This is a genomic window from Myxococcaceae bacterium JPH2, assembly GCA_016458225.1.
Lineage (GTDB): Bacteria > Myxococcota > Myxococcia > Myxococcales > Myxococcaceae > Citreicoccus.
This window is the reverse complement of the sequence record JAEMGR010000010.1, coordinates 32,243-57,855: the sequence shown is the minus strand read 5'-3', so window position 1 is coordinate 57,855 and position 25,613 is coordinate 32,243. Positions and strand designations below refer to the sequence as shown.

Sequence of the window (25,613 nt, the reverse complement as noted above, 5' to 3'; positions counted from 1 at the left end):
CCCTCCCAAGGATAGTGGCGTGGATGCGATTTGGCACCTGCTGCCCTGGAGCGCCGAAGTGTGTCTGGAATCCGCCTGCGCCTCCGACTCCAGGGCAAGGGACGTGGTGACTGAGCGGCAGTTAGCATGCCGCGCCTTCCCACCTCGTACGCTCTGAGTTCGGTTGTCATTGGCCGTCCTGTCCCCCCGGTAACAGGAGCCCGTCCCATGACGCGCGCCAAGCAAATCCAAAACGCTCTCGCGGTCCTTCTTGGCTTTCTCTTCCTGGACGTCGCCATCGTCGTCTGCTGGAAGCGATGGGTGACCCCCACGGACCTCGCCATTCTCTCCGTGACGTATGTCCTGTCCGCCCTGGGGATCGCCATTGGCTATCACCGACTCCTGACCCACCGTGCGTTCAAGACCCACAAGGCCATTCAGTACCTCTTCGCGGTGATGGGCTCGACGGCGGCGCAGGGCCCCGTCATCGAGTGGGTGACGGATCACCGCAAGCACCACTCCTGCGCGGACCAGGAGGGTGATCCGCACAGCCCTCACGTCAACTATGGCCCTGGGCTCGGCGACCGCGTACGGGGGTTCTGGTATGCCCACGTCGGCTGGTTGATCAAGACGCAGGGCGAGGCCCAGCGGACGTTGTTCTCGCGCGACCTCCTCGAGGACCGCGGGATGCGGTTCATCGACTCGGCGTTCCCGGCGCTGGTGTTCCTGTCCATCGTCATCCCGGGTGCCGTGGGCTTCCTCGTCACGGGGACGTGGCAGGGGGGGCTCGGCGGGTTGTTCTGGGGCGGGCTGATCCGCATCGTGCTCCTGCACCACGTGACGTTCTGCATCAACTCCGTCTGCCACGTGGTGGGGACCAAGCGCTTCGAGACCCAGGATGAGGCTCGGAATGTCTTCTGGTTGTCGCTCCCCACGCTCGGTGATTCGTGGCACCACAACCACCATGCCTTCCCGCGCTCCGCCTCGCATGGCCTGCAGTGGTGGGAAGTGGATCCCTCCGCGATGGTCATCCACGGGATGCGCCGCGTGGGCCTCGCCTGGGATGTGGTGGAGATCTCCGCCGAGCAGCAGCAGGCGCGCCTCCTCCCCAGTGCGGAAGTCGCCGGGCGGGCCACCTGATGGCGGTCAGCGTGCCGCGGAAGGGAGCGGGCATGGGTTGGCGACGCGGCCTGGCGCTGACGGGGAAGCGGGCCTTGGTGACGGGCGCCGCCAGTGGAATCGGGCGGGCTACGGCGCTGGCGCTCGCGGACGAGGGGGCGCACCTGGTGGTGTGCGACCGGGACGCGGGGCGGCTCGCGGAGGTGGCGCGGGAGATCTCCTCGCGTGGCCGAGAGGTCTTCTCCCGTCAGGTGGACGTGGCGGACCGCGAGGCGATGCGCGCCTTCGCCGCCGAGGTGGAGCGCGAGGTGGGCGTGCTCGACATCCTCGTGAACAACGCGGGCGTGGCCCTGGGGGCCCGCTTCGTGGAGACGCCGCTGGATGACTGGGATTGGATCGTCTCCATCAATCTCTTCGGCGTCATCCATGGCTGCCATTTCTTCCTCCCGGGAATGATTGCCCGAGGACAGGGCGGCCACGTGGTCAATGTCTCGTCGCTGACGGGCTTCTTCGCCACGGAGCCCTTCGCCGCGTATGGCACCACCAAGTACGCCGTGTTTGGACTGAGCGAGGCGCTTCGGGCGGACCTCAGTCGGTATGGCATTGGCGTGACGACGCTCTGTCCCGGGATGACGGACACCGCCATCACCGAGAATGCGCGGGCTCGGGGTGAGTATGGCGATACGGCCGCGCGGGCTCGGACCGCGGACCTCTTTCATCGTCGGCGCTATGGCCCGGAGCGGGTGGCGAAGGTCGTGCTGTCCGCCATCCGCCGCAACCGGGCCGTGGTGCCCGTCACGTGGGAGGCGTGGCTCCTGTACTACCTGAAGCGCCTGGCCCCGGGCCTGCTGCTCTGGCTGGGCAAGGTGTTCGCCGCCTACGTCGCGGGACGAGGACGGTTCGGCCACGCGGGCACTGCGCGCGTGACCGAGCCGGGGAGCTCGCCTAGCGGAAGTGGGGAATGACCTTCTCCGCGAAGGTGCGCAGGGACTCCATCACCAACTCGTGCGGCACCGTGCCGAGCTGCATGACCATGAGCAGCTCATCGATGCCCGCGTCAGCGAAGCGCTTGACGGACTCGCGGGCGTGTTCGGGGTCTCCGATGATGTAACCGGCGGGGGAGCCGGGCTGGTTGCGATAGGCCATGGCCTCGCTCAGCTCGTCCTCTGGCAGGAAGTCCCGGGGAATGGCCAGACGCCCAATGGGCCGTGTCCCGGAGAGGTAGTACTGGAACATGGACTCGCCGAAGAAGCGCGCGCCGCGCAGGCCGTACTCGCAGGCCTTGCGATCGTCGTCGAGGACCAGCGTGGGCGGTGAGCACGCGAAGTGGTTGTTCTTCTGCCATGCGGTGGGCTTCGCGCGGCCGACGGCCTCTCGGTAGGCGCGGACCTTCTCCGCGAGATACTGGTCGCTCCCCACCGCGAAGTTCAGCGCGCCCAGGCCCAGTGCGCCGACGGCGGCGGCGGACTCGGGCTTCGAGCACGCCGCGAACATGGGCGGGTGCGGCTGCTGCACGGGCTTGGGAATCACCTGGGTGGGGGGAATCTTGTAGTACTTCCCCTTGAACTCGAAGACGTCCGACTGCCACATGCGCGGAATCATCTCCAGCGCCTCGAGCCACTGCTCGTGGAGCTGCGGGATGCTGACCTCGAAGGCCATCTGCTCGACGAGCGAGGAGGACTTGCCCGAACCCCAGTTCACGCGTCCACCCGAGAGGATGTCGAGCGTGGCGATGCGCTCGGCGATGCGCATGGGGTGGTTGTAGCGCTGGGGCGTCAGCGTCACGCCGTGGCCCAGGCGGATGCGCTGGGTGCGCGCCGCCACATAGGCGAGGAAGATCTCCGGCGCGGACGAGTGTGAGTACTCGCGCAGGCCATGGTGCTCGACGACCCAGATTCCGTCGTAGCCAAGCGTGTCCGCGAGGACGGCTTGGTCGACCGAGTCTCGGAAGAGCTGGGTCTCGGTCTGCCGGGTCGGGTCGGCGATCTGCATTTCGAAGAACAGGGAGAACTTCATGCGCGGGGCTCCTGGGGCCGCGGAGCGCGGGCCCTGAATGCGGGGGACGGGGCGTGGCGTGAAGCGTCGAGGTGCTTCAGGAGGAGGCGCGGGCTTCCGGTTGCACGGGGGGCCGCCCCGCTCGGCGAAGGATGACGCGCGCGAGCGCTCGGCCCATGCGCGACTCTCCGGTGGCCAGGACGCGGAACTGACTGCACAGCGCGATGAAGATGAGGCCGAAGTGCGCGTCCCCCTGGACTTGAACCCGACCCGTCATGATCGCCGTGGCGGAACTCAGGGTCCCGTCGAGCAGTTGGAGGAAGGTCTCCTCCTTCAGTCGGATGGTCGCCGCGGGGGTGGGGTGCAAGCCTTTGCGAACCCAGAAGTGCTCGTCGCGGACGTCGAGGTGCCAGCCCGTGGGGGGCGTGCCCGGAAGCTCGATGTTGCCGATGCCTCGGGTGCCGCGCAGGTCCACCTTCTGGGTGTTGATGGCGCCTCCCATCAGCCCCGTTCCGAGCGACAGGCCATTCATGAACCAGTGGATGCCAGGATTCATCCGTCGTCCTTCACGCCTTCACACCTTCGGGTGGGACTACAGGCCGACTTTCTTGCGCACGATGCGGTCAATCACTCCCGGGACGAAGAGCCGGGCGTACTGCCCCACCTTGCCCGCCACCGTCATGATCTCCTCGCGCTTGCCCTTGCGCGTCGCCTCCAGGATGCGCCGCGCGCACTCCGCGGCGCTCATGGAGCCCGACTCGTCGATGGACGTGTGCCCCAGCGCGGTGCCGTCGGAGCTGAGGGCTCGCTGCCGCACTTCGGTCAGCACGGGCCCTGGGCAGACGATGGTGATGCGGACGCCCGAGGCGTGCAGCTCGCCCCGGAGCGACTCGAAGAAGCCGTGGAGGGCGTGCTTGCTGGCGGCGTAGGCGCTGCGGGTGGGCAACCCTGTCTTGCCGCCCAGGCTGGAGACGACGACGAGGCGACCCTTGGACTCCTTCAGGGCGGGCAGCGCGTAGCGCGTGCAGTACACGGCGCCCATGAAGTTGGTCTGCATCAGGGTGTTGAAGATGGAGAGGTCCCGGATGTCCTCGAAGCGGGAGTACATGGAGATGCCGGCGTTGAGGATGGCGATGTCGAGGCCGCCGCCGAAGGCCACCGCCTTTTCCATCAGGACGCGGCAGTCGTCCTCGCGGGCGACGTCCGCGCGCACGGCCAGCGCCGCGGCTTCGGCCTTCTGGCAGGCGTTGGCGACCTCTTGGAGTCGCTCCAGGTTCCGGGCGGCGAGCGTGAGTCTGGCTTTCTTCACGGCGAGCTGCGTGGCCAGCTCGGCGCCAATTCCACTGGAGGCTCCGGTGATGACCACGCGTTTGCCTTCAAAGAAATCCATGGCGCGAGCGTAGCCTCGGAGGTGACGGGGGAAAGGAATGCCTCGGGTTTGAGCCAATGTCAGGCACTGCCATCGTCCGGGAGGGCAGGTCGTTCAAAAGGCCGCAGTTCCCGAGAGAAGTGCTGCCATTCGCGATGCAGTTGCTCGGCGAACTTCTCCACGCTGGGCTCCGCGAGGGCGGCGATCTCCCGGGCCCGCTTGATGGACCAGGGGGGGATGGAGATGTCATCCGAGGTGTAGACGAGGTCCGCCATGGCCGTCTCCGCGCGCGCCCCCTGGTTGAGCAGGATGAAGAGGCCGCGGATGAGGTCGCGCGTGCGGGCGATGGGGTTGAGCCCCGCGAGGAATCTGCCGAACGCTCCCGGGATCCAGGGGTGCTGGGGCGGGAGGATCATGGGCATGGGGATGACGTTCGCGCCGATGTTGAGGCCCACGCCCTCGCCCACGAGGAGGCTGCACGGGATGTTGTTCACGAAGGCGCCATCGACGTGGCGCAAGCCGTTGATCATCGTGGGGGGATAGCGAAGGGGGAAGCTCGCGCTCAGTCGCACGGCCATGCCCAGCGGTCCCTTGCGGCAGACGAGCATCGTGCCGTTGGACACGTTGGTGGAGACCGTGAGGAGAGGAATCTCCAGGGACTGAAGCTCGTGGGGCCCCAGCTCCGAGTCCATGTAGCGGCTGATGGCCGAACCCGTGAAGAAACCCAGCATCGTGGCGCGGTCGAGGCGGCCCGCGCTCTCCAAGGCGTGTTCGAGTCCGTCCACGCCCTCCACGCAGTAGAAGGCCGCCATCATCGACCCCATGCTCGTGCCCGCCAGGATGTCGATGGGGATGCCCATGGCGCGGATGCGCCGCAGCAGCGTGACGTGCGCGTAGCACCAGCCCGCGCCACCGCCGAGCGCGATGCCGACCCTTCGCCCCGTGAGCGCTCGGCCCCAACGGCAGAACGTCGCTTGCTGCGTGGCGTCCAGTTCGTCGAACCGCGCGACGCCTGTCAGATGGCGTGACGTGAGCCCCGCGAGGTCGAGCTTCAAGCGGAGCGTCCCGGGAGGGAGTCCGAGGATGGGGGTGCCATCCAGGAGCGCGGCCAGCACCACCGTGGCTCCCGAGAGTTCCGGTGGCGTGCGCACCGCTCCCGGGCGACGTGAGAGGTACACGAGCCGCGTGACGGCGGGCCCCAGCTCCGCGGGGGCCTGTGCGCCCAGCGCTGATGCATCCACGAAGATGAGATCGAACATCGCGGGGTGCTCCTCGCGGACCTGCCGAAGCACCCGTGCGGCCTCGTGGCCATCCGCGACCTGGGCGCGCAGGTGGACGACCTGTCCGGAGATCGCGGTCGCGCGTGAGAGTGGCGCTCGTGGCGCTGTTCCCGGAGGCACGAGCGTGAGGTGCAGCACGCGGTCGTGATGCTGCGTGGCCACGGTGTCCGCCAGCAGCGCGGTCAGTGTGGCCAGGGGCGCGTCGGGGATGTCGCTCTGGAGCAACACCACGTCTCCTCGCGCGCGCGTGGGGGGATGGACTCCCGGGCGCCTCCCGAGCGTGACGGGGATGGGATGCAGCGAGCCCGGGAAGGGCTCGGCCGTGCTCCCCACGCTGGGGAGGAAGGCGAGGCGCGTGGGGTGCATCACGGAGAGGCGGACCGGGGCTCCTGGGGGAACGTCCCCGGGCTCGGCCCAGAAGACCGCGCCGCGGGTCAGCTCGGTGGTCTGCTCGGCGGACTCAGGGGGCGGAGCGGGATGGAGGAGGTGAGGTGGGTCGGGGGGCTGGACTCCCGGTCCCCACCAGGCGCGCAGCGTGCCGGCGAGGACGATGTACCAGCCTCGGCCCGTGAGGCTCCCGCCGCGACCCACGAGCTCCTCGCCCTCGGGGCAGGCCCTCACCACGGCGTTGTCCATCCGCTCCGCCCAGTACTCCGCCGCTCCGTGGGCGGGGCCACTTCGCCGCGTGGACGCGAGCGCGAAGACGCGCTGGCGACGCAGGGCGCGGAGATCCAACACGGCCGCTTCGAGCGCGGGCACTCGCGCCACCATGCGCGCGTACGCTTCGCGGCGGATGCGAAGCACCGTGGTGGGGACGAGGACCTTCGGGGCTCCGCCCAGCGACCAGGGCTCGCCGGTGAGGTTCTCCTCGCCCCAGGCCATCCCGGGGAGCAGGCGCTGCTGCACGCGATAGCCGTCCGCCGCCGCGACCTCCAGGTAGACCGCTTCGCCCGAGAGCAGCACGTGGAGTCCCGCGCTCTGCGCGTCGTCTCCCAGGTGGCTGCCTGGGGCGAAGGCGATGCGCTCCAGGCCCTCGCTGAGCGTGTCCGTCTCCGCCACGGTGAGGAGCGCCTCGCGCAGCGAGGGGAAGCGCGTGAGGCGCAAGTCATCGCGCAAGGCTTCGTCGCGCGAGGCGTTGAGTGTTGGATTGTTCATGGATGCGCTCCCGCGCGAGTCCTTGGGTTGAATGGCTCGCAGCGCGCCTCTAGCGTGCTCGCGAGGCCACCGGCGGGAGGCAATGCCTGCCATTGGCGACGAAAGGGATTGTCACCATGGCGCAACTTCCCCCGGGGCCAAGGTCCGCCACCCTGGCCACGCTGCACTACACGCTGGATGCCTATGGCTACTATTCCAAGTGCTTGAAGAAGTACGGCGACCCGTTTCTCTATCCGTCGCTGTATGGCCCCCTGGTGGTGACGGGGAGCCCCGAGGGCATTCGCGCCATCTTCAGCGCGGACCCGGACACGTTCGAGGTCTTTGGCCGCAAGGCGGTGGAGCCGCTCTTCGGTCCCGCGTCCATCTTCCTGGTCACCGGCCAGCGCCACAAGCGCAGCCGCCGGTTGTTGATGCCACCGCTGCACGGCGCGCGGATGCACAAGTACGGGATGCTGATGATGGAGGCCGCGCTCACGTGCGCCGAGCGCTGGCGCACGGGCGATCCGTTCGTGGCTCGGGAGACCATGCAGGAGGTCTCGATCCAGATCATCCTCCGCGCGGTCTTCGGCGCGAGCCTGGAGCGCTCCGAGCGGTTGCGCGAGGCCATCCTGGAGACGGATCGCACCATCAATCCGCTCATCGTCGTGTTCGAGGCGGTGCGACGGAACTTCGGGGGAGTCGGTCCGTGGGCCCGGTTCCAGCGCGCGCTGCAGAAGCTGGACGCCGTGGTCTACGAGGAGATCGCCGAGCGACGGAAGGCGTCCGGGGGCGAGGACATCCTCAGCTTGCTGCTCGCCGCGCGGCACGAGGACGGCACGGGCCTCACGGATCCGGAGGTTCGCGACGAGCTGCTCTCGCTGGTGACCGCGGGACACGAGACCACCGCCATCGCGCTGTCGTGGGCGCTGTACTGGGTGCACCGCCAGCCCGAGGTTCGCGAGCGCTTGCTCGCGGAGTTGGACGCGCTGTCGGTCGACGCGACACCCGATGCCATCGCCGCGCTGCCGTACCTGGACGCGGTGTGCAGCGAGACGCTCCGGCTCTATCCCATCATCCCGGAGGTGACCCGGCTGCTCCGCAAGCCGCTGGTGCTGGGCGGCTACACGGTACCGGAGGGCATGGGCGTGGGCGCCATCACCGCGCTCGCGCACATGCGAGAGGACACCTTTCCCTCGGCCGAGGCGTTCAATCCCGAGCGCTTCCTCGCGCGCACCTACTCGCCCTTCGAGTTCATGCCGTTTGGGGGCGGTGCTCGGCGGTGTATCGGTGTCGCGTTCGCGATGTACGAGATGAAGCTCGTCCTGGCGGCCATCCTGCGTCGCTACGCGCTGCGGTTGGAGACCGATGCTCCGGTCCGCCCTGTCCGGCGCAGCGTGCCCGTGGGGCCTCGGGGCGGCGTCGTGATGCGGCTGGAGGGGATGCGCGTCCCCGCTCGCCAGCCCGCCGTCGCGGCGCAGGTGGCGAGCTGAGGCGTGGGCCCGCGGAGGCCGTGAGGGAAGGGCGGTGCGCATGGCGCTCGCTCAGACCTGCGCTTGGGTGTCCCGGACAATGAAGGGCGCCGCGTAGCGCGCGAGCGCCATCACGGTCAGCGCGATGTTCACGGTGATGGGCGAGGGGATGACGCTCGCATCGCAGATCCACAGGTTGTCCGTTCCGTAGACCTTGAGGTGCTCGTCCACGACGCCCAGCGTGTCCTTGGGCGCGATGACGTTGCCGCCTTGCATGTGCGCCGACTCGACGGGGATGAAGTCCGCCGCGCCCATCCCGGCCAGGTACATGTCGATGTCCTCGGGGCGCCGGATGGAGAGCGCGTCGAAGCGGCGGTTGAAGACCTCCTCGGCACCCACGGCGAACATCGCCTGGGCGGAGAGCTTCATTCCGGTGGCCAGCCGGCGCCAATCCTCGTCGATGAGCGTGAAGTCGATGGCGAAGCCGCTGTCACCCAGGAGGCTCTTCTTGATCTGCCCGTACGTCAGGCTCGAGAGCACGGGGATGGCCGCGACCATGTTGTTGCTGCGCGAGATGAGGCGGTTGAACGCGTTGCCCCACTGCGGCGCCATCATCCCCACTGCGGCGGGCGGGGCGAAGCCCGTCTCGATGACCATGCGCTCCTCGGGGACCTCGATGGCGAAGCCCGCCTGTTGCCCGGCGAAGGCGTTCAGCTCCTGGGGGAAGACGCCGATGACGGCCGTGCCCAGGTTGACGCTGAAGCGCTTGCCCACCGTGCGCACGCCGGGGACGACGCCGGTGAAGCCGCTGCGCCAGAGCAGCTTGGATGAGGCATAGGCTCCCGGTGCGAGGATGAAGCGGTCGGCTTCGATCTTCACCTTCTCGCCGGACTCGGTGATGACCGTGACGGTCTTCACGTGGTGGCGGAGCTGTCCTTTCTCCTCGAACTCGATGGAGTCCACCTTGGCGTCGGGGACGAGCAGCCCGCCGTTGCGCACGAAGGTGGGGAGGATCTCCACCATCATCGACTGCTTGGCGTCGTACTGGCAGCCGAGGTTGCAGCGCCCGCAGCCGATGCACTTCACGACGTTCAGCGGCGCGCGGACGATGTTGTCCTTGAGGCCAATCTTCTCGAAGCCGTCCCGGAGCACATGGGACGCGCGCGTGACGACGCGGTCATCCACGGGGGCGACGTGGATGAGCTTCTCCAAGTCGTCATAGGCCTTGTTGAGCGCGTGCCAGTCCAGCTTGACGCCCAGCGCCTCCCAGCGCGCGACCAGGTTCTGATCCCACCAGTAACCCACGGGGCGGAACGCCAGCGAGTTGTTGACCAGCGTCGAGCCGCCCACGCCACGTCCCTGGCGGAACGTGAACATCTGGTCCTCGGACAGCGTGATGGCTGCGTTCATGTAGTTGACCGCCACGGCGTCGAGCAGCCGCGTGGAGAACTCGTTGCCGGTCGTCAGGGGGCCGCCCTCCAGGAGGATGATGCGGGCCTCGGGGTCGTGCTCCTGGATGGACAGGGCCGCGACGGAGCCTCCCGCCCCCGAGCCGACGATGCAGTACGTGCGCTTGCCCGCGGGCTTCTTCGCCACCTCTTGGGGCGTCCGGCGCGAGCGGATCAGCAGCTCGCCCGCGGCGGTGAGGGGCGGATTGGCGAGGTCCGGGCCGGAGGGCGGGGCGAAGTCGTGTTGCTGATAGGGCTTGTAGCCGAGGGCCTTCCAGATGGCGTCCGTGTCGAGGTAGGCCGCGCCGATGACGCCCTTGAGGATGGTGAGGGTGACGATGGTCTTCACCATGTCGTCCTCCTGCTCCGGTGCCTCGTGGACGAGCCGGCGGAACATGGCGTCGACGAACTCGACCCGCTGCTTCCTCGACTTCGCGAGGAACGAGGCGCGCATGAAGTTGCTCTTGATGCCGTACCAGAGCTTCACCAGGCCGCGCGCGATGCTGCCACTGGGCAGGGGCATGGGCGGCACCGCGAGCGGGATGGTGGCCACGGTGGCGATGAGCTGCACATAGACAGTCCGGCTGACTGTCTTCAGCAGCTTGTCGATGGCGTCCACGATGGCTTTTCCATCGGGTTGGAATGGGCCGGGCTCGTCGCCCAGCAGGGCCACGGAGAATGCGATCAGGAAGCGGCGGTTGGCCTTCCAGTACAGCCACAGCAGTTTGTCGAACAGCTTCGCGAGCATCGTGCACCTCCATCCGTCGGATGGCACGTCTGAACCTGTGGTCACGTCGTGTGCTGGAAGACCTTCCGCTTGTTGAAGAGAAAGACGATGAGATCGATGCCGATCCCAATGAGCCACTGGATGGTCGGCGCCAGGAGGGCGTTTCGCAGCAGGCCCTCCTGCTCCAGGAACATCGTCACGAGGTCCGTGGCGTACTCGCGCTTCTGCGGGCCGGAGAGTCGGGTGAAGCGCTCCGCCTCGCGCGTGCCCACGGAGACCAGATCGACGAAGCCGATGAGTCGCTGGCGGTTCGTCCCCACCCAGCGGAGCATCTCGCCCAGCCCGCGCGTGAGCACCTGCGGCTCCAGCATCTTCTCCCGTTGGATCTTCAGCACCATGGCCGCGGCCGTGGGGGACAAGGGCGCACGTCGCAGGACCCAGGCGCGCGCCACGGCGGAGAGGCCCTTGTCCAGCCATCGCAGCGGCGCGGCGAGCACGCGCAGGATGCGGCGAGGGAGGCTCAGCTCCACCACCTGGCCCGCGGTCCACATCTCGTTGCGGTTGAGCAGCATCACCACCGCGTCGATGGCCCAGTTCGTGGCCGTCTCGACGATGAGCGCTTGCAGGAAGCCCGGCGCTCCGGGCACGAGCGGCACGTCGATGAGCAGGTGGATGAGGGCGGACTTCACGTCCTGCGCCTTCTTGGTGCCTTGGCCCGGTCCCGGGCCATACCGGCGCTCCGCGTCCTGCACCAGGCTCTCGACGCAGTCCACCCAGACCAGGACCGCGGGCCCCAGGTCCGTGGTGAGCGTGCGCAGCACGCCGAGCGCTTCCTCGAGCGTCTCGATGCCGTGCGGCCCCACCACGTCGTCATAGGCCCGACGCAGCCTCCAGACGGTGTGGCGCAGGGACGCATCTCGCCGCGAGGAGGAATCGCTCCCCGAGGACAGCCGACGCCTCGACCCGGGGAGGGCGAGCAGCAGCAGGGCCTGGGTGCCGCTCACCATGGCCTGGAAGAACCCGAGCACGGGTTGCCACAGGGCGGCGATGGCGAACCCCGGGCGCCGACTCATGGCAGGCGCCTCCACTGCACGGCGAGCACCACCCAGCTCAACCCGAGCAGCGCGGCGAGTCCTCCACGCACCGGAAATTGATCAACCCAGGGCAGTCGCTCCGCGCCCACGAGCAGCAGCGACAGCCCGACCTGGAGCAACGCCAGGACGACGAGCCGGGCTCGGCCGTTCTCCTCGCGCCGATCCTTGAGCGAGGTGGAGGTCCGCACCCGCAACCACAGCCGCTCGTCCGCGAGGTCGCCGAGGAGCTGGTGAAGCTGCGCCGGGCCGTCCTTCAGCAGCGCGACGACATCCGCCAGGAGGAGCTGGACCTGCTCCTTGTCCGGGACCACGCGCATCTCCGCGCGCTGCAGCTTGACGAAGAAGCGCTTGCCCACGCTTCGCAGGTTGGTGCGGCTGCCCAAGCGGTTCGCCACCGTCTCGGCGGTGAGCAGCGAGCGGTACATGGACAGCAACGTGGGCGGGATGCGCAGGTGGTTGCGCCTCGCGGCGGACAGGACATCCACCATGTACTGGCCAACGGGAGAGCGGCCGCTCTCCGGGGCTCGGCCCATGCCGTCGCGCTGGCTGATCCACGCGCGCGTGGCCTCGGCGAAGTCCGCGTGGAAGGCGTCCAGGTCCGTGTCATCGCTGGGGATGAGCAGCTCCGTGAGTGCTCGGTACATCGCCTCCTGGCGCCCGGTGTAGATGGCGGTCAGGTAGCGGGCCATGCCGGCGCGGAAGGTGTCGTCGAGCGTGCTGACCAGCCCGAAGTCGACGAAGCCCACCTGGTTCCCGGGCAGCGCGATGAGGTTGCCGGGGTGCGTGTCCGCGTGGAAGAGGCGGTCCTGGAAGATCTGCGCCAGCACCGCCCAGAGCAGGTTCCGCGCGAGCCGGTTCGGGTCCAACCCCAGGTCGCGGATTCGCTCGGGCCGCCCTTGGCGGATCTCGTGCAACAGCTCGGTGAAGGGCACACCCGCGAGGTACCCGCTGGTCACGACGCGCTCGCCGGACAGCTCGGGGAAGGGGCGCGGGATGCGCCACTCGGTGTGGTCCATCGCGAGCGCGTACATGCGCTCCAGGTTCCGAAGCTCCAAGCGCAGATCCAACTCCTGGTGCAGCCAGCCCTCCAGCTCCTCCAGCACCATGCGCGGTGGGATGGCGAATGACGCGCCCGTGGCCTCCAGGATGGACGTGAGCAGCCGCACCCGGCGCAAGTCCTCGCGGACCCGGCGCGGCATGTCCTCGCGCTGCACCTTCACGATGACCGAGGCGCCGTCGTGCGTGCGCGCCAGGTGGGCCTGGGCCAGTGAGGCCGCGGCGATGGGGCGCGAGTCGATGGAGGCGAAGCACGCCTCGGGCGGCTGGCCCAGATCCTCGGTGATGATGCGGCGCGCGACCTCCCACGGGAACGGGGCGGCCCGGTCCGACAGGGTCATCAGCTCATCGCAGTACGCCTGCGGAATGAGGTCTGGCCGAAGTGCCAGGAATTGCCCCAGCTTCACGAAGGTGGGCCCCAGCTCCTCCAATGCCTGTCGGACCGCGACCGGGTCCTTTCGCTTGAGCGGGAAGAGGGAGAGCAAGGACATTCACGAACCTGTCATGATGGGCGAGGGGAGGCGCGGGGTGTCCAATGCCTGACACACCACGGAATGCACGCTCTGGGCGTCGGGCCTGGGGTGACGTCTGGTCGGACGTCCGGCTCGACGTGTCTCGGGTTCTCCTCCTGCTGGGATTGGTGGTGCGGCAGGCCTTCCGCGTGTTGGTGCTGCGCGCGACGGGCCGAGGCTCTCCCCAGGAACTCGCGGTGGGGCTGCGGCGCTCGCTGGAGGGCATGGGCCTGACATACGTGAAGCTGGGCCAGTACCTCTCGTTGCGCATGGACCTGTTGCCCCGCGAGGCCTGCGTCGAGCTGGGCAAGCTGTTCGAGCGTGCCCGGCCCATGTCCCCCGAAGCTGTTCGCCGGCGCGTGGAGGAGGAGCTGGGCGGCGCCTTGGAGGACGTCTTCCCGGAGTTCGACATGGAGCCGCTGGGCTCCGCGTCGATTGCCCAGGTGCATCGCGCGCGCACCGCCGCGGGGGAGGTGGTGGCGGTGAAGCTCCAGCGGTTCGACCTGGAGCGCACCTTCCGCTCGGACATGCGGCTGTTTCGCGCGCTGACGCGCTTCGTGGATCGGCACCGGCTGCTGGGCGCCATCCCGGTGACGGAGACGCTGGAGCAGTTCTCCCTCTTCACCTTGCGCGAGCTGGACTTCTTCGCGGAGGCGCGCATCGCCGAGACCGTGCGCCACGACGTGGGCGACCGGTTGATGGTGCCGCGCGTGGACTGGGCCTTGAGCACGCAGCGACTGCTGACGATGGAGTTCGTGCGAGGCGTGAGCCTTCAGAAGGTCTTCGACCTCTACGACGCGGGGCAGCGCGACGAGGTCGAGCGACTCCTGCCGGGGGTGGACCTGCAGGCCGCCGTGCTGCGCATCGCCGATGCGTGCCTCTTCCAGCTCTTCTCCACGGGGCGCTTCCACGGCGATCCGCATCCGGGGAACCTGCTCATCCGTCCGGACGGCGCTCCAGTCCTCATCGACTTCGGCATCTACGGGATGCTCACGCGCACGCGGCGCGAGGAGCTGTGCGACTACATGGAGGCCATCGCCATGGGGCGCTTCGAGCGCGCCGCCCGGGTGCATGACCGGCTGTCCGTCCCCACGGATGAGACGGATGTCGCCAGCTACCACCGCGACTTCGCCGACATCATGTCCCGCTGGTTCTCGCGGGCGAAGTCCCCGGACGCGCCCGCCGAGGAGCGACACCTGGGCAGCGCCATCGGGGAGATCACCGAACTCCAGCGGCGCTACCACGTGCGCATGGAGCCGGATCAGCTCCTCGTGTGGCGGGCCATTGGCTTGTTGGACGCCACGGCGCTGCGGGTGCCGGAGCACGTGGATCTGCTCGCCTTGATGGAGGCGTTCTTCCTGCGCACTCGCCCCACGCCCATGGTGCGGCTGTTGCGGTTGGTGGGCGACAAGGGCGTGGCCTCCGCCTCGGTCCAGGAGGGCCTGTCCTGGCCTGGGCAGGCGCGCGCGCTGCTCGCGGACGCTCGGCGTGACGCCGTCGTGAACGTCCATCGCGAGCGCGCCTCGGGCCGCGGGGCGAGCGGCGCTGTCCGGCCTCTCGCGCTCGCGGTATCGGCCCTGGGGCTCGGGATCCTGTCCCTGGGGGGCTGGGGCGGGGGGATGCCCATGGGGCTGTCCCTCGCGGCCGCGGTGGCGCTCGCCGGGCTTGCCTGGGTCCTGGCGAGTCGCTGAGCCCATGTCGTGGCTCAGACCGTGATCCCCGTGGCCCGCACCAGCGTGGCGATGTCGCGCACCTTGCTGGCCTTGGCCATGTCCGCCCCGCGGAACGTGGTGGCCAGGTGGTCCTCCAGGTAGCCCACCGTCTCCATGAAGGCCAGCGAGCCGATGCCGAGGCTCTGGAGGTCCGTGTCGAGCGTGACCTGCCCGAACTCGCTCTCGCGCTCCGGCAGGGTGCTGCGCAGGGCCTCCTGGATGAGGCGGAGGACTTCGTCGTCGCTCATGGTGTGTTGCCTCCTCGGCTTCGGCTACTGGAGCTGGTTGCGCAGGTACAGCTCGCGGACCTGGTGGCGCTTCACCTTTCCGGAGGACGTCTTGGGCAATCCTCCCGGGCCGATGCACACGACCTCGGCGCGGCGCACGTTCTGGGACAGCCGCACGACGTATTCGATCTGCGCGCTGAGCCCCGCGCGATCCGAGCTGTTCGTCTCCGCCACGACGACCAGCTCCTCGCCCTCATCGCCGGGGCGCGAGAAGGCCACGACGTTGCCGCGGCGCACGCCCTCCACTTCGGACACGGCCCACTCGATGACCTGCGGGTGCAGGTTGCGCCCGTTCAGGATGATGAGGTCCTTGGTGCGCCCGGTGACGTAGAGGTGGCCGTCACAGAAGTAGCCCAGGTCTCCGGTGTGCAACCACCCGGCCTTGAGCGCCTCGCGTGACTGCTCCTCGTTCTGGAAGTAGCCGGCCATGACGGAGGGGCCGCGCACATGGATGGCGCCCTCCTGTCCGTCGGGCAGCGGTCGTCCCTCGCGATCCAGGATGACGACCTCGTGCTCCGGGAAGGGAACCCCGCAGGACACGTGCTCCAGCCCGGGCGCGTCCGGTTCGGCGAGGCGGGCCTGGCCTGTCTGTTGGAACGCGGCGTCCACGCGACGGGTGCGGAACTCCTCGTCGAGCGGCTTCATGGTGACCGCCAGCGTGGACTCCGCGAGTCCATAGGCAGGCAGCAAGGAGCGGGGGGACAGCCGGCTGTGCTCTCCCAGCACGCGCGCGAACTGTCGCAGCGTGCCCGGCGCGATGGGCTCCGCGCCGCACCCGAAGGCCTTCATGCAAGACAGGTCCCACTGGGCCATCTGTGTGGGTTTGGACTTCCGCAGCGCCAGCGCGTAGGCGAAGTTCGGTCCGAACGAGACCGTCCCGCGGTGGCGGTGAATGGTGTCCAGCCACACCGAGGCGTTGCGCACGAAGCGCAGCGTGGGGATGAACACCACGGACACGCCCCAGACGACAGGGCCGAGCACGAAGCCGACCAGCCCCATGTCGTGGTACAGCGGCAGCCAGCTCACGCCCTTGTCCACGCCGGGCACCATCTGGAGGCCGTGCCCCATGAAGCCGCGGATGTTCCCCAGCAGCGCGCGGTGCGTGACGACGACGCCCTTGGGCGCGGACGTCGAGCCTGACGTGTACTGAAGGAACGCCACGTCATCGGGCTGGATGTCGGGGAAGCGCGGCGGTGACTCGACGCCTTGCAGCGTGTGGCAGCCGACCACGTGGCCCTGCAGCTCGGGGAGCCACTCGAGGAAGGCCTCCAGCGGGCCCAGGAGCTCATCCGAAGCGACGAGGAAGCGCGTGCCCGCGGCCTTGAGGATGGTGGTGGTGGTCCGGGCGTAGTCCTCCAGGTTGCTCAGGTACATGGGCGGATACACCGGCACGGGGATCACCCCCAGGCGCAGCGCCGCGAGGAACGTCAGGATGAAGTCCTCGGGCAGGATGATGAGCAGGCCCAGGCGATCCCCTCGCTCCAGCCCGAGCCGCTGAAGTCCCGCCGCCAGGCGCGCGGTGCGGCGCTCCAGCTCCGGGAACGCCACGAACGTCTCGTGGCCCTCGAGGTCCTGGAACGTGAAGCCATTCTCGGGATGCAGCACCCCCACGCGCTCGATGGCCTCCGCGAGCGTTCGGTGAGACGGCCATTCCTGTGCGTGCATCGCTTCACTCCTCCCGCGAGTTCTTGCGTGATGGATTGCGAAGGAAATGCGAATGTCTGCTCTAGAGACTCGCGGTGAACCTTGTCAATGCACTGCTGGGCAGGCGTTTGTGCGAAAGCGGGCAGTCCCATTGCTCTGGGTTGTGTCGAGGGTTCGTGGCTGGACTTGGTTGGGATTGACGTGTTACCCCTGCCGCTCGTCTGTCTTCGGGATGTATGCGCTGGGAGGCGTTCCGACGTGGCGAAGACCCACTTCCGCACTTGTCCCTTGTGCGAGGCCATGTGTGGCATCGCCTTGAAGTGTGAAGAGGGTTTGATTACTGACATTCGTGGAGATCCAGACGATCCGCTCAGTCGTGGGTACGTGTGCCCGAAGGCCGTCGCGCTCAAGGACATCCATGAGGATCCGCTCCGGCTGCGCCAGCCGCTGCGACGGGTGGGCTCTCGCTGGGAGCCCGTGGGCTGGGACGAGGCGCTCGACGAGGTGGCGGAGAGACTGCACGCCGTGCGCCGGGAGCACGGCGCGGACAGCGTGGCGTACTACCAAGGCAATCCGCACGTGCACAATCACGGCGCGCTGCTCATGGCCATGGAGTTCACGCGGAGCCTGGGGTCGCGGTCGCGCTTCTCCACCGCGTCCATGGATCACCTGCCGCACCTGCTCACCGCGTTCCAGATGTTCGGGCACCAGTTGTTGATGCCCGTGCCGGACCTGGATCGCACCGACCTGCTCGTGGTGCTGGGCGGCAATCCCGCGGTGTCCAATGGCAGCCTGATGACGGCGCCGGACATGACCCGCCGGCTCAAGGCGCTGCGGCAGCGAGGCGGGCGGGTGGTGGTCATCGACCCGCGACGGACGCGCACCGCGGAGCTGGGGGACACCCATCACTTCATCCGTCCGGGGACGGATCCGCTGTTGCTGCTGGCGCTCATCCAGACCCTGTTTCACGAGGGCAAGGTGGCGCTGGGCCGCCTGGCGGACTTCACGGACGGGGTCGAGGTGCTTCGTGAAGTCGCCGCGCCCTACAGCCCCGAGCGGGTGGCGGCGCGGGTGGGGATTGCCGCCGAGGACATCCGCGCGCTCGCGCTCGACCTCGCGGCGGCGCCCACCGCGGTCGTCTATGGGCGGCTGGGCGTGTGCACCCAGGAGTTCGGGACGCTGAACTGTTGGCTCATCAACTCCATCAACGTGCTGACCGGCAATCTGGACAGGCCGGGAGGCGCCGCGTTCACGCGGCCCGCGGTGGACACCGTGGCGGTGGGCAAGTGGATGGGGCAGCAGGGCGAGCTGGGGGGCTGGACCAGCCGCGTGCGCGGGCTGCCCGCGTTCACCGGAGAGCTGCCCGTGGCCACGTTGGCTGAGGAGCTCGACACGCCGGGCGAGGGGCGGATCCGCGCGATGGTGTGCGCGGCGGGCAACCCCGTGCTGACCGCGCCCAATGGTGGACGACTGGCGCGTGCCCTGGATGGGATCGACTTCATGGTGGCCATCGACTTCTACGTGAACGAGACGGCCCGGCACGCGCACTTCGTGTTGCCGCCCACCTTCGCGCTGGAGCGAGACCACTACGACGTGGCGATGCACATGATGTCGGTGCGCAACACCACGCGCTACTGCCCGCCCATGGTCCCCGCGGGGCCGGAGGCCCGGCACGACTGGGAGATCTACCTCGACCTCGCCATCCGCCTGGACGCGCTGCGCGGCGGTCCCATCGGGTGGCTCGGCGTGCTGCGCGGCAAGCTCTTGCGCTGGCTCACGCCCACGCGGCTCATCGATCTGTTCCTGCGGATCGGGCCCTATGGGCGACGGTCGCCGCTGGGGCGCGGGCTGTCGCTGGCGGCCCTGCGCGAACAGCCCCATGCCGTGGACCTGGGGCCGCTGGAGCCGTGTCTGCCGGGGCGGCTGTACACGCGGGGCAAGCGCCTGCAACTGGCGCCGCCGCTCCTGGTGGCGGACCTGGATCGGCTGGAAGAGCGATTCACGTCGCAGGGCGTGAAGGCCGCGGCTCCAGCGCTGGTGCTCATTGGCCGGCGGCAGCTGCGCACGAACAACTCCTGGATGCACCACGTGCCGCGGCTCACCAAGGGGCCGGACACCTGCACGCTGCTGATGCACCCCGAGGACGCGCGTCGGCTGTCGCTTCAGGATGGACAGCCGGTGGCGGTGTGCTCCCGCGTGGGCCGCGTCACGGCGCCGCTGGAGGTGACGGACGCCATCATGCCTGGCGTGGTGAGCCTGCCGCATGGCTTTGGGCAACACGCGGGGGATGCCGCGCCCGGAATGCCGGCCGTCACCCATCCTGGCGTGAGCCTCAACGATTTGACAGACGACGCGCGCGTGGACGCGCTGTCGGGGACCATCGCGTTCTCGGGCGTGCCCGTGACGGTGGTCGCGGCGGAGGCAGCGGTCTCCGCGACAGGATGACCCCACGCCTGACGTGGGGAGGACACGGCCGAGTGCCCGGGGTCGTCAAGCTGGTCGGGCCTTCAACTCGCGGTCTGAACGGGAGGGGATAGGAACCATGGGCAGCTTCCTGAACCTGGATGGCCTTGCGCTCAGTGCGGAGCAAGGGAAGTGGAAGCGCAGGGCGGAAGGCGTCGCTCGAGAGATCCTCCGGGCGCACGCCGCTCGGGTCGACCAGGACGCCTCGTTTCCGAGGGAGAGCATCCGCGCGCTCGGCGAAGCGGGCATCCTCGGCATGGGCCTGCCCAAGGAGTGGGGAGGCGGTGGGCAGAACATCTTCACGTCCATCGTCGTGACGGAGCAGCTCGCCAAGGCCTGCGCGGCGACGGCGATGTGCTTCCACATGCACCAGTCCACCTTGCCGCTGCTCATGGCCACGGCGACCCCTGAGCAGGTGGAGACCTTCCTGAAGCCTGTCGCGATGGGCAAGGCGCTCGGGGCGTATGCCATGAGCGAGCCGGGCTCGGGCAATCGCATCTGGCACATGGACAGCCACGCGGAGCGCGAGGGCGACGAGTACGTCATCGACTCGTACAAGTCGTTCTGCACCAGCGCGGGGCACGCGGACTTCTACCTGCTTCCGGTCCGATCCGGGCCCGGTCTCAAGCCCAATGACCTGAGCCTCTTCTTCGTCCCCGGGGACACGCCGAACATCAAGCCGGTGGGCGTCTGGGATGGCATGGGGCTCAGAGGCAATGGCAGCCGGCCGATCCACTTCGACCGTTGCCGCGTGCACAAGAAGTACATGATGGGCGTGGAGAAGACGGGCCTGTCGTTCATGATGGCCTATTCGCTGCCCATCTACCTGTGTGGCATGGCGGCCTGCTACGTGGGCATCGCCCAGGCGGCGTACGAGGCGGCCGTGGAGCACGTGAAGAAGCGCGTGCACACGGACACCAACAAGAGCCTCGCCCACGTGGAGACGGTGCAGCGGCTCGTCGCGGAGATGCGCGTGTCCATCGACGTGGTCCGCTCGACGGTGCTGCGCATCTCGCAGATGGCGGACAACGCCGTGGTGCTGTTCAACGAGTTCAAGTCCACGGACCTCCTGGACGAGGTCATGCGCGACAACCCGGACGACCCGTTCTTCATCGAGGTGGCGACGCTCAAGCCGGCGGCCTGCGAGATGGCCATCGAGGTGACGAGCAAGGCCATGCAGGTCTGCGGCGGCGCGGCCTACAAGCGCGGACACGTCGTGGAGCGTGCGTACCGCGATGGCCGGGCGGGCTCGGTGATGGGGCCCTCGGACGACACGACGAAGATTGTCATTGGCACGCAAATCCTCGGTCTGCCCCAGCCTTGGGTGTGAGGCGCAAGCGGAGCTGACACGAGCGGCGGGCCGTCCAACAAATTGCACCCAAGGGGTGGAATCCGATGTGGAACACGAGCGCAACCACGACGGGGCTGAGCGAGGTCCTTCAGGACTTCCAGACTCGATTCAATGACAACCCACGCGCGAAGAAGCTGGTGACGGGCTGGGACAGGTCCGTGCTGCTCGACGCAACCAACACGGGCAACAAGTTCGTGCTGGCCGTGCAGGACCGAGCGCTGACGGAAGTCCGGAAGGTGCCGGACTTCGATGAGGACTCGGATGGCCTGGTCCACCTGCAAGGGGACGAGAGCGTGCTGACGGAGATCTTCTCCGGTCGCTACAACCCGGCGACCGCGCTGGTGGATGGCGCCATCTCCATCTTCTCGTCGGACCGCGACAAGGTGAAGCTCGAGGCGCTGGCGATGATCCTCTGGCGACTGGGCTGAGCGCGCGCACGCGTTCGGGGGGCGGATGAAAGCCAGAACGGAGTTTCTCTTCTACGTCTCGGTGGGCGTGGGGATGGCCCTGGCCACCAGCAGCTTCACGGTGGTGTCAGGGCTGTTCCAGATCCTCAGCAGCCCGTGGGTGTTGCAGCTCGCGGTGCTGCTGGCGGGGGTGTTCTGCGCGGTGATCGCGCTGTCCATCGCGGAGTTGGCGAGCATGTTCCCCTCGGCGCCCGGGGTGCGCACGTACCTCAAGGCAGCGTTCGGGCCTCGCTCCTCGCTGGTGCTCGTCTACCTGTACCTCATCTTCACCGTGCTGATGGCGGGGGTGGAGGGGTACATGTTCGCGCTCGTCTTCAAGGCGGCCTTCCCCAGCGTGCCGCCCACGCTCACGGCGTTGGTGCTGATGGGCGGGGTGATTGTCATCAACGGGGTGGGGTTGGAGCTGCCGAGAGATCTCCAGATGGCGACCACCTACGCGAGCGTGCTGCTGCTGCTGGGCGCGTCCGCGTATGGCCTCATCGCGGCGCCCGCGCCCTTGCGTGACGTGGTGACGCTGTCGGAAGGCGTGGGGCAGCTCTCGCAGCTCCCCGCCGCCGTGGGCATGGCCATCTTCCTCTACATGGGCTTTGAGTGGGCCGCGCCCGTCGGGCTCAAACCCAAGGCCTACGAGCGCAAGATTCCCATCTCCCTGCCGGTGTGTGTGGCGGTCCTGTCCGCCATCTACATCCTGTTCGTGCTGGCGCTGCCGCTGTATGTGGCTCGGGGCACGGTGGCCGCCAGCTCCGTGCCGCATGTGCTGTACTTCGAGGCGATGTTCGGACGGGCGGGGACCTACGTGGCGTTGGTGCTCTCCTTCGGCGCGGTGGTCTCCACGTTCAACGCCGGCATCATGGGCGGCTCGCGGCTCGTCTTCATGCTCGCGCGCGAGGGCTTGTTGCCCGCGTGGTGCGGGACGACTTCGGCGAAGACGGGCGCGCCCATCGGCGGCGTGCTGGCGCTGGGGGGTGTGGCGTGCGTGTCCGCGCTCGTGGTGTCCCGCTACGAGCTGCAGCTCGTCCTTGCCCTCATCAGCGCGACCATCATGTGCGTCATCTACGCGGCGTTCCTGGCGGCGGCCCTGTCCTTGCGCAAGTCGAGACCCCAGGCCCGGCGCAGCTACCGCACCCCCATCTTCCCGTGGCTGCAGGGGGCGGTGGCGCTGGTGCTGCCGTGTCTGGGTTTGGGGACCTTGCTCTCCGTTCCCGAGCAGGGCCTGCTGCCCGTGTACTGGATGCTGGGCTGTCTGGTGACGGCGCTGGTCACCACCGAGTGGTCGCTGCGGTTCGTGGCCATGAAGGAGCAGCGCGGCTCCTCGGCCCTCGCGCCGTAGCGTCTGGCCTCAGGCCGGCTTCAGGTCGAACTGGAAGCCGTGCAGCCGGGCCAGCTCTCCCAGGTGGCGGATGTTCTCCGCCACCAGCGTGCCCTGAGAGCCGTACTCCCGCTGCCCGCTGAAGCCCAGGAGCAGCGTCTCGGCCAGACAGCCGAAGACCTCGCCGGGGCCCAGTCGCGCGCCGGGGATGCGCAGGTCCTCGCCGTGCGGCGTGCGCACCAGCCCTCCGCGCAGCACGAGGGCCTGGGGGCGCTGCTGCTTCACCGAGGCGTCCACGTCCTGGGGCACCGCGATGTCGCAGAGGACGGCCGGCGCGTCCGTGACGTGCGCGGGGAGGATGACCGGTCGCGCGGCGTTGGTGGCGGACACGATGAGCTGGCAGCCCCGCAGCAGCGTGTCCTGCTCGGTGGCGATGCGAATGGGGGCGCGCTCGCCCAGCTCCTCCAAGAGTCCTCGGCGGAGGACTTCGCCCACGTTGACCGGCAGCGCATGCGGGTTCGCGAGGAGCGAGCGTCCCAGGAGGGACGTGGACACCGTGGCGGCGAGGCCCGTGGCGGGGCCTCCGCGGAGGAGTCGCCGCAGCTCGGAGGCGTAGATGGCGGCGGCCACCGGCTCCAGATAGCGCTGCGCGCCGGGCCGGCCGAAGAGGATGAGTTCACCCACGCTCTCCGCGGCGATCTCTCCCATGGCGGCGCCGATGTTCCCGGTGGCGCCCACGATTCCCAGCCGCGCGCGCTCGACGGGGATGTGTTGTTGGCGGGCCGCGCGAAACAGCGCGTCCAGCGCCGCGGCCACCGTGAGGCTGTTGCCGCTGGTGAGGACCAGGTCGTCCTCGACGAGCGCCCGGCAGTTGTCCGTCACGATGGAGGTGTGGCCTCCGAGGCCCACCACGACGCAGCCCTCGCGGCGCGCCAGCTCGACGCCGCGGCGGACCAGCTCCAGGGTCCACGTCTCGCCCGCCCGGAGGGCCTCCATGGCCTGGGCGGAGGTGAACGGGACGCCGATGACCGTGAGGTCCACCTGGCGCCCCTGCGCGGATTGCACCTGGGAGCGGCTGACCACGAAGGGCTCGATGAGTCCCTTCATGCGCGAGAGGAAGCGCACGCAGCCCTCATCGCTCGCGTGCGCGAGGCGAGGCTCCCAGGCGCGCAGGTCCGTGGGCTCGGAGAAGTGGATGAGGAAGGCCACCCGGGTCGGCTTGCGCGCGCGCCGTGGATCCACGGTCGGCGGAGGGATAGGCGCGGAGGGCTCGGCGCGAGGCGACTCCGGAAGGGGCTCGCTGCCGGCGTCGAGGAGGTGATGGGTGAGCCGTCCCACGTCGCTGTCGCGCAGGAGCACGAGCACCTGCTCGAGCGCGCGGAGGAAGCGCTCCAGGGACGCGGGCGCGATGTACGCGGAGGGCTCCAGTCGGATGGTGCCGTGCGCGGCGAGGGTGGGGGCAACACGGATGCCGTGCTGCCGCAAGAGGTAGCCGGAGATGACGTAGCCCAGGAGCCCCTGCGCGGAGAGCACCCGCAGCAGGGAGGAGGGTGAGTCCTTGGGCGGAGCCAGCTCCAGGCCAATCATCAGCCCCACGCCGCGAACGTCGCGGAGCTGCTGGGGGAAGCGAGCCTGGAGCGCGCGCAAGGACTGGAGGAAGCCCTGGCCTGTCTCGCGGCAGCGGCGCAGGAGCGCTTCGTCGTCGCGGGCCAGCAGGTCCAGGGCCTTCAGCGCGAGCGTGCTCGCGAAGTCGTCGTCCGCGAACGTGGAGGAGTGCAGGTAGCCGAACTCGGGGATGTAGCGGGGCTCCTCCACCAGCAGCGCGGAGATCTTCGCGAGCCCGCCGCCCAGCGCCTTCGAGAAGAGGTAGTAGTCGCCCGACACGCCCGAGGGCTCGGAGCCCAGGAACGTGCCGGTGCGTCCCAGGCCGCATTGAATCTCGTCGAGGACGAGGGGAAAGCCGCCCGCGTCCGCCGTGGCGCGCAGGGCCGCGAGGAACTCCGACGTCATGACGCGGATGCCGCCTTCGCCTTGAACGGCCTCGACGAAGCAGGCGCAGACGTTGACGAGGTGGGCCTCCTGCACGCGCACCTCGCCCTCGCACGTCACCTCCAGCTCCAGGTAGTTCACGCGCGCGCGCTCGGCCTCTTGTGTGGGCCGCTGCGTGTCACCGGGGGGGAGGAAGACGACGGGGGAGATGTCGCTGGGGCTCCAGGGGACGCGGAACTCGGGGTTGTGCGTGAGGCTCAGCGCGCCCAGTGTCTTTCCGTGGAAGCCGCCCTCCACCGCGAGCACGCGAGGGACGGTGGACAGCGCTTGCGCCGCGCGCTGGAGCAACGCCGCCTCCAAGTCATCCAGCGTGGCGATTGGACGCTCTCCGAGCTTGCGCGAGGCCTGGGTGAAGACGTCCTCGCTGAGCCGGGCATCGCCCGCGCGCAGGCGCAGCCGGAGTCGGCGGAACTGCTCGCGCAGCCGGTCCACGATGCCGGTTTTGCGCTGGAGCAGCTCCAGGCTCGCGTGCTTGAGCGCGGCCTCCACCACCTCCGTGCCCGTGCTGGCGAACGTGGCGACATACGTCCGCCCCGTCACCCGGCCCACGCGCTCGGACAGGCTCGCGGCGAGTCGCGCGGCCCGGGGCCGGAGGCTGGCCTGCGCGCTGAATGGGCGCTGCTCGCGCAGGAGTTGATGGGCGGTGTCGAGCAGCTCGGGGTGGTTGTGCCCCAGCAGGGACGTGCCGTAGCCACCGAGCAGGTCGAGGACTCCGAACTCGCGCCCGCTCGCATCCAGGGCGTACAGGAAGTCGCCCTCGGCGCGGTGGAACGCCAGGTCGAGCCCGGCGGCGGCGAGCATCCGGTGGAGATAGGGCTTGAAGTGCCGCGACGCGTCCGGCCACGCGAGGTCGTCTGAGCGCATGGAGCCCGTCACCGGGTGGCCGCTGCTTCCACGGGTGCATTGCGCGCGATGACGCGGTCGATGTGCTCGGCCAGGTCTCGCACCGAGGAAATGGTGCCCATCTCCTCGACGCGAAGCTGGACCTGGAACTCGGACTCGATGGTGGCCACCAGGTCCATGATCCGAATCGAGTCGAGGCCGTAGCCGCGCAGCATTCCCTCGCCGCGAATGGACTGAGCATCCACCGCGCAGAGATCGGCGATCATCTGCTTCAGCCGCTGGAGCGTCCGTTCCGCATGCAAGCCG

Annotated in this window: 19 protein-coding genes; 8 read left to right on the top strand and 11 right to left on the bottom strand. The window is 69.0% G+C overall.

Going from position 1 to position 25,613, the window contains the following annotated elements; all coding sequences use genetic code 11:
- Nucleotides 1-207: 207 nt before the first annotated feature.
- Complete coding sequence (locus JGU66_17580; protein ID MBJ6762585.1) at nucleotides 208-1,119, top strand: acyl-CoA desaturase; 912 nt, start codon at nucleotides 208-210, stop codon at nucleotides 1,117-1,119.
- Between the two features lie 32 nt (nucleotides 1,120-1,151).
- Nucleotides 1,152-2,063, top strand: a complete 912-nt coding sequence (locus tag JGU66_17575) for an SDR family NAD(P)-dependent oxidoreductase (GenBank protein ID MBJ6762584.1) — start codon at nucleotides 1,152-1,154, stop codon at nucleotides 2,061-2,063.
- Here the strand turns inward: JGU66_17575 and JGU66_17570 are convergent.
- The 4 genes from JGU66_17570 to JGU66_17555 all read right to left on the bottom strand — a co-directional run bounded on the left by JGU66_17570 (nucleotide 2,044) and on the right by JGU66_17555 (nucleotide 6,897).
- A complete protein-coding gene (locus tag JGU66_17570; GenBank protein MBJ6762583.1) occupies nucleotides 2,044-3,114 on the bottom strand; it encodes an LLM class flavin-dependent oxidoreductase in 1,071 nt (356 codons plus the stop codon). The two genes, JGU66_17575 and JGU66_17570, sit on opposite strands and share 20 nt — an antisense overlap.
- Before the next feature lie 76 nt (nucleotides 3,115-3,190).
- Nucleotides 3,191-3,649, bottom strand: a complete 459-nt coding sequence (locus JGU66_17565) for an SCP2 sterol-binding domain-containing protein (GenBank protein MBJ6762582.1) — start codon at nucleotides 3,647-3,649, stop codon at nucleotides 3,191-3,193.
- A 36-nt stretch (nucleotides 3,650-3,685) separates the two neighbouring features.
- Complete coding sequence (locus JGU66_17560; protein ID MBJ6762581.1) at nucleotides 3,686-4,483, bottom strand: SDR family oxidoreductase; 798 nt, start codon at nucleotides 4,481-4,483, stop codon at nucleotides 3,686-3,688.
- A 59-nt stretch (nucleotides 4,484-4,542) separates the two neighbouring features.
- On the bottom strand, nucleotides 4,543-6,897 hold the full coding sequence (locus JGU66_17555; GenBank protein ID MBJ6762580.1) for a patatin-like phospholipase family protein: 2,355 nt from the start codon (nucleotides 6,895-6,897) through the stop codon (nucleotides 4,543-4,545).
- 116 nt (nucleotides 6,898-7,013) lie between these two features.
- On the opposite strand from JGU66_17555, the gene JGU66_17550 reads away from it, so the two are divergent.
- Nucleotides 7,014-8,366, top strand: a complete 1,353-nt coding sequence (locus JGU66_17550; protein MBJ6762579.1) for a cytochrome P450 — start codon at nucleotides 7,014-7,016, stop codon at nucleotides 8,364-8,366.
- Between the two features lie 51 nt (nucleotides 8,367-8,417).
- Here JGU66_17550 and JGU66_17545 read toward each other — a convergent pair whose 3' ends face one another.
- Genes JGU66_17545 through JGU66_17535 form a run of 3 tightly spaced genes read right to left on the bottom strand, consistent with a single transcriptional unit; the run spans nucleotide 8,418 to nucleotide 13,161 of the window.
- Nucleotides 8,418-10,541 carry a GMC family oxidoreductase gene (locus JGU66_17545; protein MBJ6762578.1) on the bottom strand — a complete coding sequence of 708 codons (2,124 nt, stop codon included), beginning with the start codon at nucleotides 10,539-10,541 and terminating at the stop codon, nucleotides 8,418-8,420.
- Between the two features lie 41 nt (nucleotides 10,542-10,582).
- Nucleotides 10,583-11,593 carry a hypothetical protein gene (locus tag JGU66_17540; protein MBJ6762577.1) on the bottom strand — a complete coding sequence of 337 codons (1,011 nt, stop codon included), beginning with the start codon at nucleotides 11,591-11,593 and terminating at the stop codon, nucleotides 10,583-10,585.
- Complete coding sequence (locus JGU66_17535) at nucleotides 11,590-13,161, bottom strand: AarF/ABC1/UbiB kinase family protein (GenBank protein MBJ6762576.1); 1,572 nt, start codon at nucleotides 13,159-13,161, stop codon at nucleotides 11,590-11,592. Before JGU66_17535 ends, JGU66_17540 begins: the two co-directional genes overlap by 4 nt.
- Nucleotides 13,162-13,280: 119 nt before the next feature.
- Between JGU66_17535 and JGU66_17530 the strand changes: the two genes are divergently transcribed.
- Nucleotides 13,281-14,873 (top strand): AarF/ABC1/UbiB kinase family protein, encoded by a 1,593-nt coding sequence (locus tag JGU66_17530; protein MBJ6762575.1) that lies wholly within the window; start codon nucleotides 13,281-13,283, stop codon nucleotides 14,871-14,873.
- 14 nt (nucleotides 14,874-14,887) lie between these two features.
- Here the strand turns inward: JGU66_17530 and JGU66_17525 are convergent, their stop codons facing one another.
- On the bottom strand, nucleotides 14,888-15,142 hold the full coding sequence (locus JGU66_17525) for an acyl carrier protein (protein MBJ6762574.1): 255 nt from the start codon (nucleotides 15,140-15,142) through the stop codon (nucleotides 14,888-14,890).
- 24 nt (nucleotides 15,143-15,166) lie between these two features.
- Complete coding sequence (locus JGU66_17520) at nucleotides 15,167-16,846, bottom strand: fatty acyl-AMP ligase (protein ID MBJ6762573.1); 1,680 nt, start codon at nucleotides 16,844-16,846, stop codon at nucleotides 15,167-15,169.
- Nucleotides 16,847-16,933: 87 nt separating this feature from the next.
- On the opposite strand from JGU66_17520, the gene JGU66_17515 reads away from it, so the two are divergent.
- The 4 genes from JGU66_17515 (at nucleotide 16,934) to JGU66_17500 (ending at nucleotide 22,436) form a co-directional block, all read left to right on the top strand.
- Nucleotides 16,934-19,270, top strand: a complete 2,337-nt coding sequence (locus JGU66_17515) for a molybdopterin-dependent oxidoreductase (protein MBJ6762572.1) — start codon at nucleotides 16,934-16,936, stop codon at nucleotides 19,268-19,270.
- A gap of 97 nt (nucleotides 19,271-19,367) precedes the next feature.
- Nucleotides 19,368-20,618, top strand: coding sequence for an acyl-CoA/acyl-ACP dehydrogenase (locus tag JGU66_17510; GenBank protein ID MBJ6762571.1), 1,251 nt, complete (start codon nucleotides 19,368-19,370; stop codon nucleotides 20,616-20,618).
- Between the two features lie 65 nt (nucleotides 20,619-20,683).
- Nucleotides 20,684-21,067: an SCP2 sterol-binding domain-containing protein gene (locus tag JGU66_17505; GenBank protein ID MBJ6762570.1), complete on the top strand. Its 384-nt coding sequence runs from the start codon at nucleotides 20,684-20,686 to the stop codon at nucleotides 21,065-21,067.
- A gap of 25 nt (nucleotides 21,068-21,092) precedes the next feature.
- Nucleotides 21,093-22,436 carry an APC family permease gene (locus tag JGU66_17500; protein MBJ6762569.1) on the top strand — a complete coding sequence of 448 codons (1,344 nt, stop codon included), beginning with the start codon at nucleotides 21,093-21,095 and terminating at the stop codon, nucleotides 22,434-22,436.
- 9 nt (nucleotides 22,437-22,445) lie between these two features.
- On the opposite strand, the gene JGU66_17495 is transcribed toward JGU66_17500, so the two are convergent.
- Nucleotides 22,446-25,328, bottom strand: coding sequence for an aminotransferase class III-fold pyridoxal phosphate-dependent enzyme (locus JGU66_17495; GenBank protein MBJ6762568.1), 2,883 nt, complete (start codon nucleotides 25,326-25,328; stop codon nucleotides 22,446-22,448).
- Between the two features lie 8 nt (nucleotides 25,329-25,336).
- Nucleotides 25,337-25,609 carry an acyl carrier protein gene (locus tag JGU66_17490; protein ID MBJ6762567.1) on the bottom strand — a complete coding sequence of 91 codons (273 nt, stop codon included), beginning with the start codon at nucleotides 25,607-25,609 and terminating at the stop codon, nucleotides 25,337-25,339.
- Nucleotides 25,610-25,613 lie beyond the last annotated feature (4 nt).

Coding starts and splice junctions, on each gene's coding strand:
- JGU66_17580 (MBJ6762585.1), top strand. CDS start 208: ATGACGCGCGCCAAGCAAATCCAAAACGCTCTCGCGGTCCTTCTTGGC.
- JGU66_17575 (MBJ6762584.1), top strand. CDS start 1,152: ATGGGTTGGCGACGCGGCCTGGCGCTGACGGGGAAGCGGGCCTTGGTG.
- JGU66_17570 (MBJ6762583.1), bottom strand. CDS start 3,114: ATGAAGTTCTCCCTGTTCTTCGAAATGCAGATCGCCGACCCGACCCGG.
- JGU66_17565 (MBJ6762582.1), bottom strand. CDS start 3,649: ATGAATCCTGGCATCCACTGGTTCATGAATGGCCTGTCGCTCGGAACG.
- JGU66_17560 (MBJ6762581.1), bottom strand. CDS start 4,483: ATGGATTTCTTTGAAGGCAAACGCGTGGTCATCACCGGAGCCTCCAGT.
- JGU66_17555 (MBJ6762580.1), bottom strand. CDS start 6,897: ATGAACAATCCAACACTCAACGCCTCGCGCGACGAAGCCTTGCGCGAT.
- JGU66_17550 (MBJ6762579.1), top strand. CDS start 7,014: ATGGCGCAACTTCCCCCGGGGCCAAGGTCCGCCACCCTGGCCACGCTG.
- JGU66_17545 (MBJ6762578.1), bottom strand. CDS start 10,541: ATGCTCGCGAAGCTGTTCGACAAACTGCTGTGGCTGTACTGGAAGGCC.
- JGU66_17540 (MBJ6762577.1), bottom strand. CDS start 11,593: ATGAGTCGGCGCCCGGGGTTCGCCATCGCCGCCCTGTGGCAACCCGTG.
- JGU66_17535 (MBJ6762576.1), bottom strand. CDS start 13,161: ATGTCCTTGCTCTCCCTCTTCCCGCTCAAGCGAAAGGACCCGGTCGCG.
- JGU66_17525 (MBJ6762574.1), bottom strand. CDS start 15,142: ATGAGCGACGACGAAGTCCTCCGCCTCATCCAGGAGGCCCTGCGCAGC.
- JGU66_17520 (MBJ6762573.1), bottom strand. CDS start 16,846: ATGCACGCACAGGAATGGCCGTCTCACCGAACGCTCGCGGAGGCCATC.
- JGU66_17515 (MBJ6762572.1), top strand. CDS start 16,934: ATGCACTGCTGGGCAGGCGTTTGTGCGAAAGCGGGCAGTCCCATTGCT.
- JGU66_17510 (MBJ6762571.1), top strand. CDS start 19,368: ATGGGCAGCTTCCTGAACCTGGATGGCCTTGCGCTCAGTGCGGAGCAA.
- JGU66_17505 (MBJ6762570.1), top strand. CDS start 20,684: ATGTGGAACACGAGCGCAACCACGACGGGGCTGAGCGAGGTCCTTCAG.
- JGU66_17500 (MBJ6762569.1), top strand. CDS start 21,093: ATGAAAGCCAGAACGGAGTTTCTCTTCTACGTCTCGGTGGGCGTGGGG.
- JGU66_17495 (MBJ6762568.1), bottom strand. CDS start 25,328: ATGCGCTCAGACGACCTCGCGTGGCCGGACGCGTCGCGGCACTTCAAG.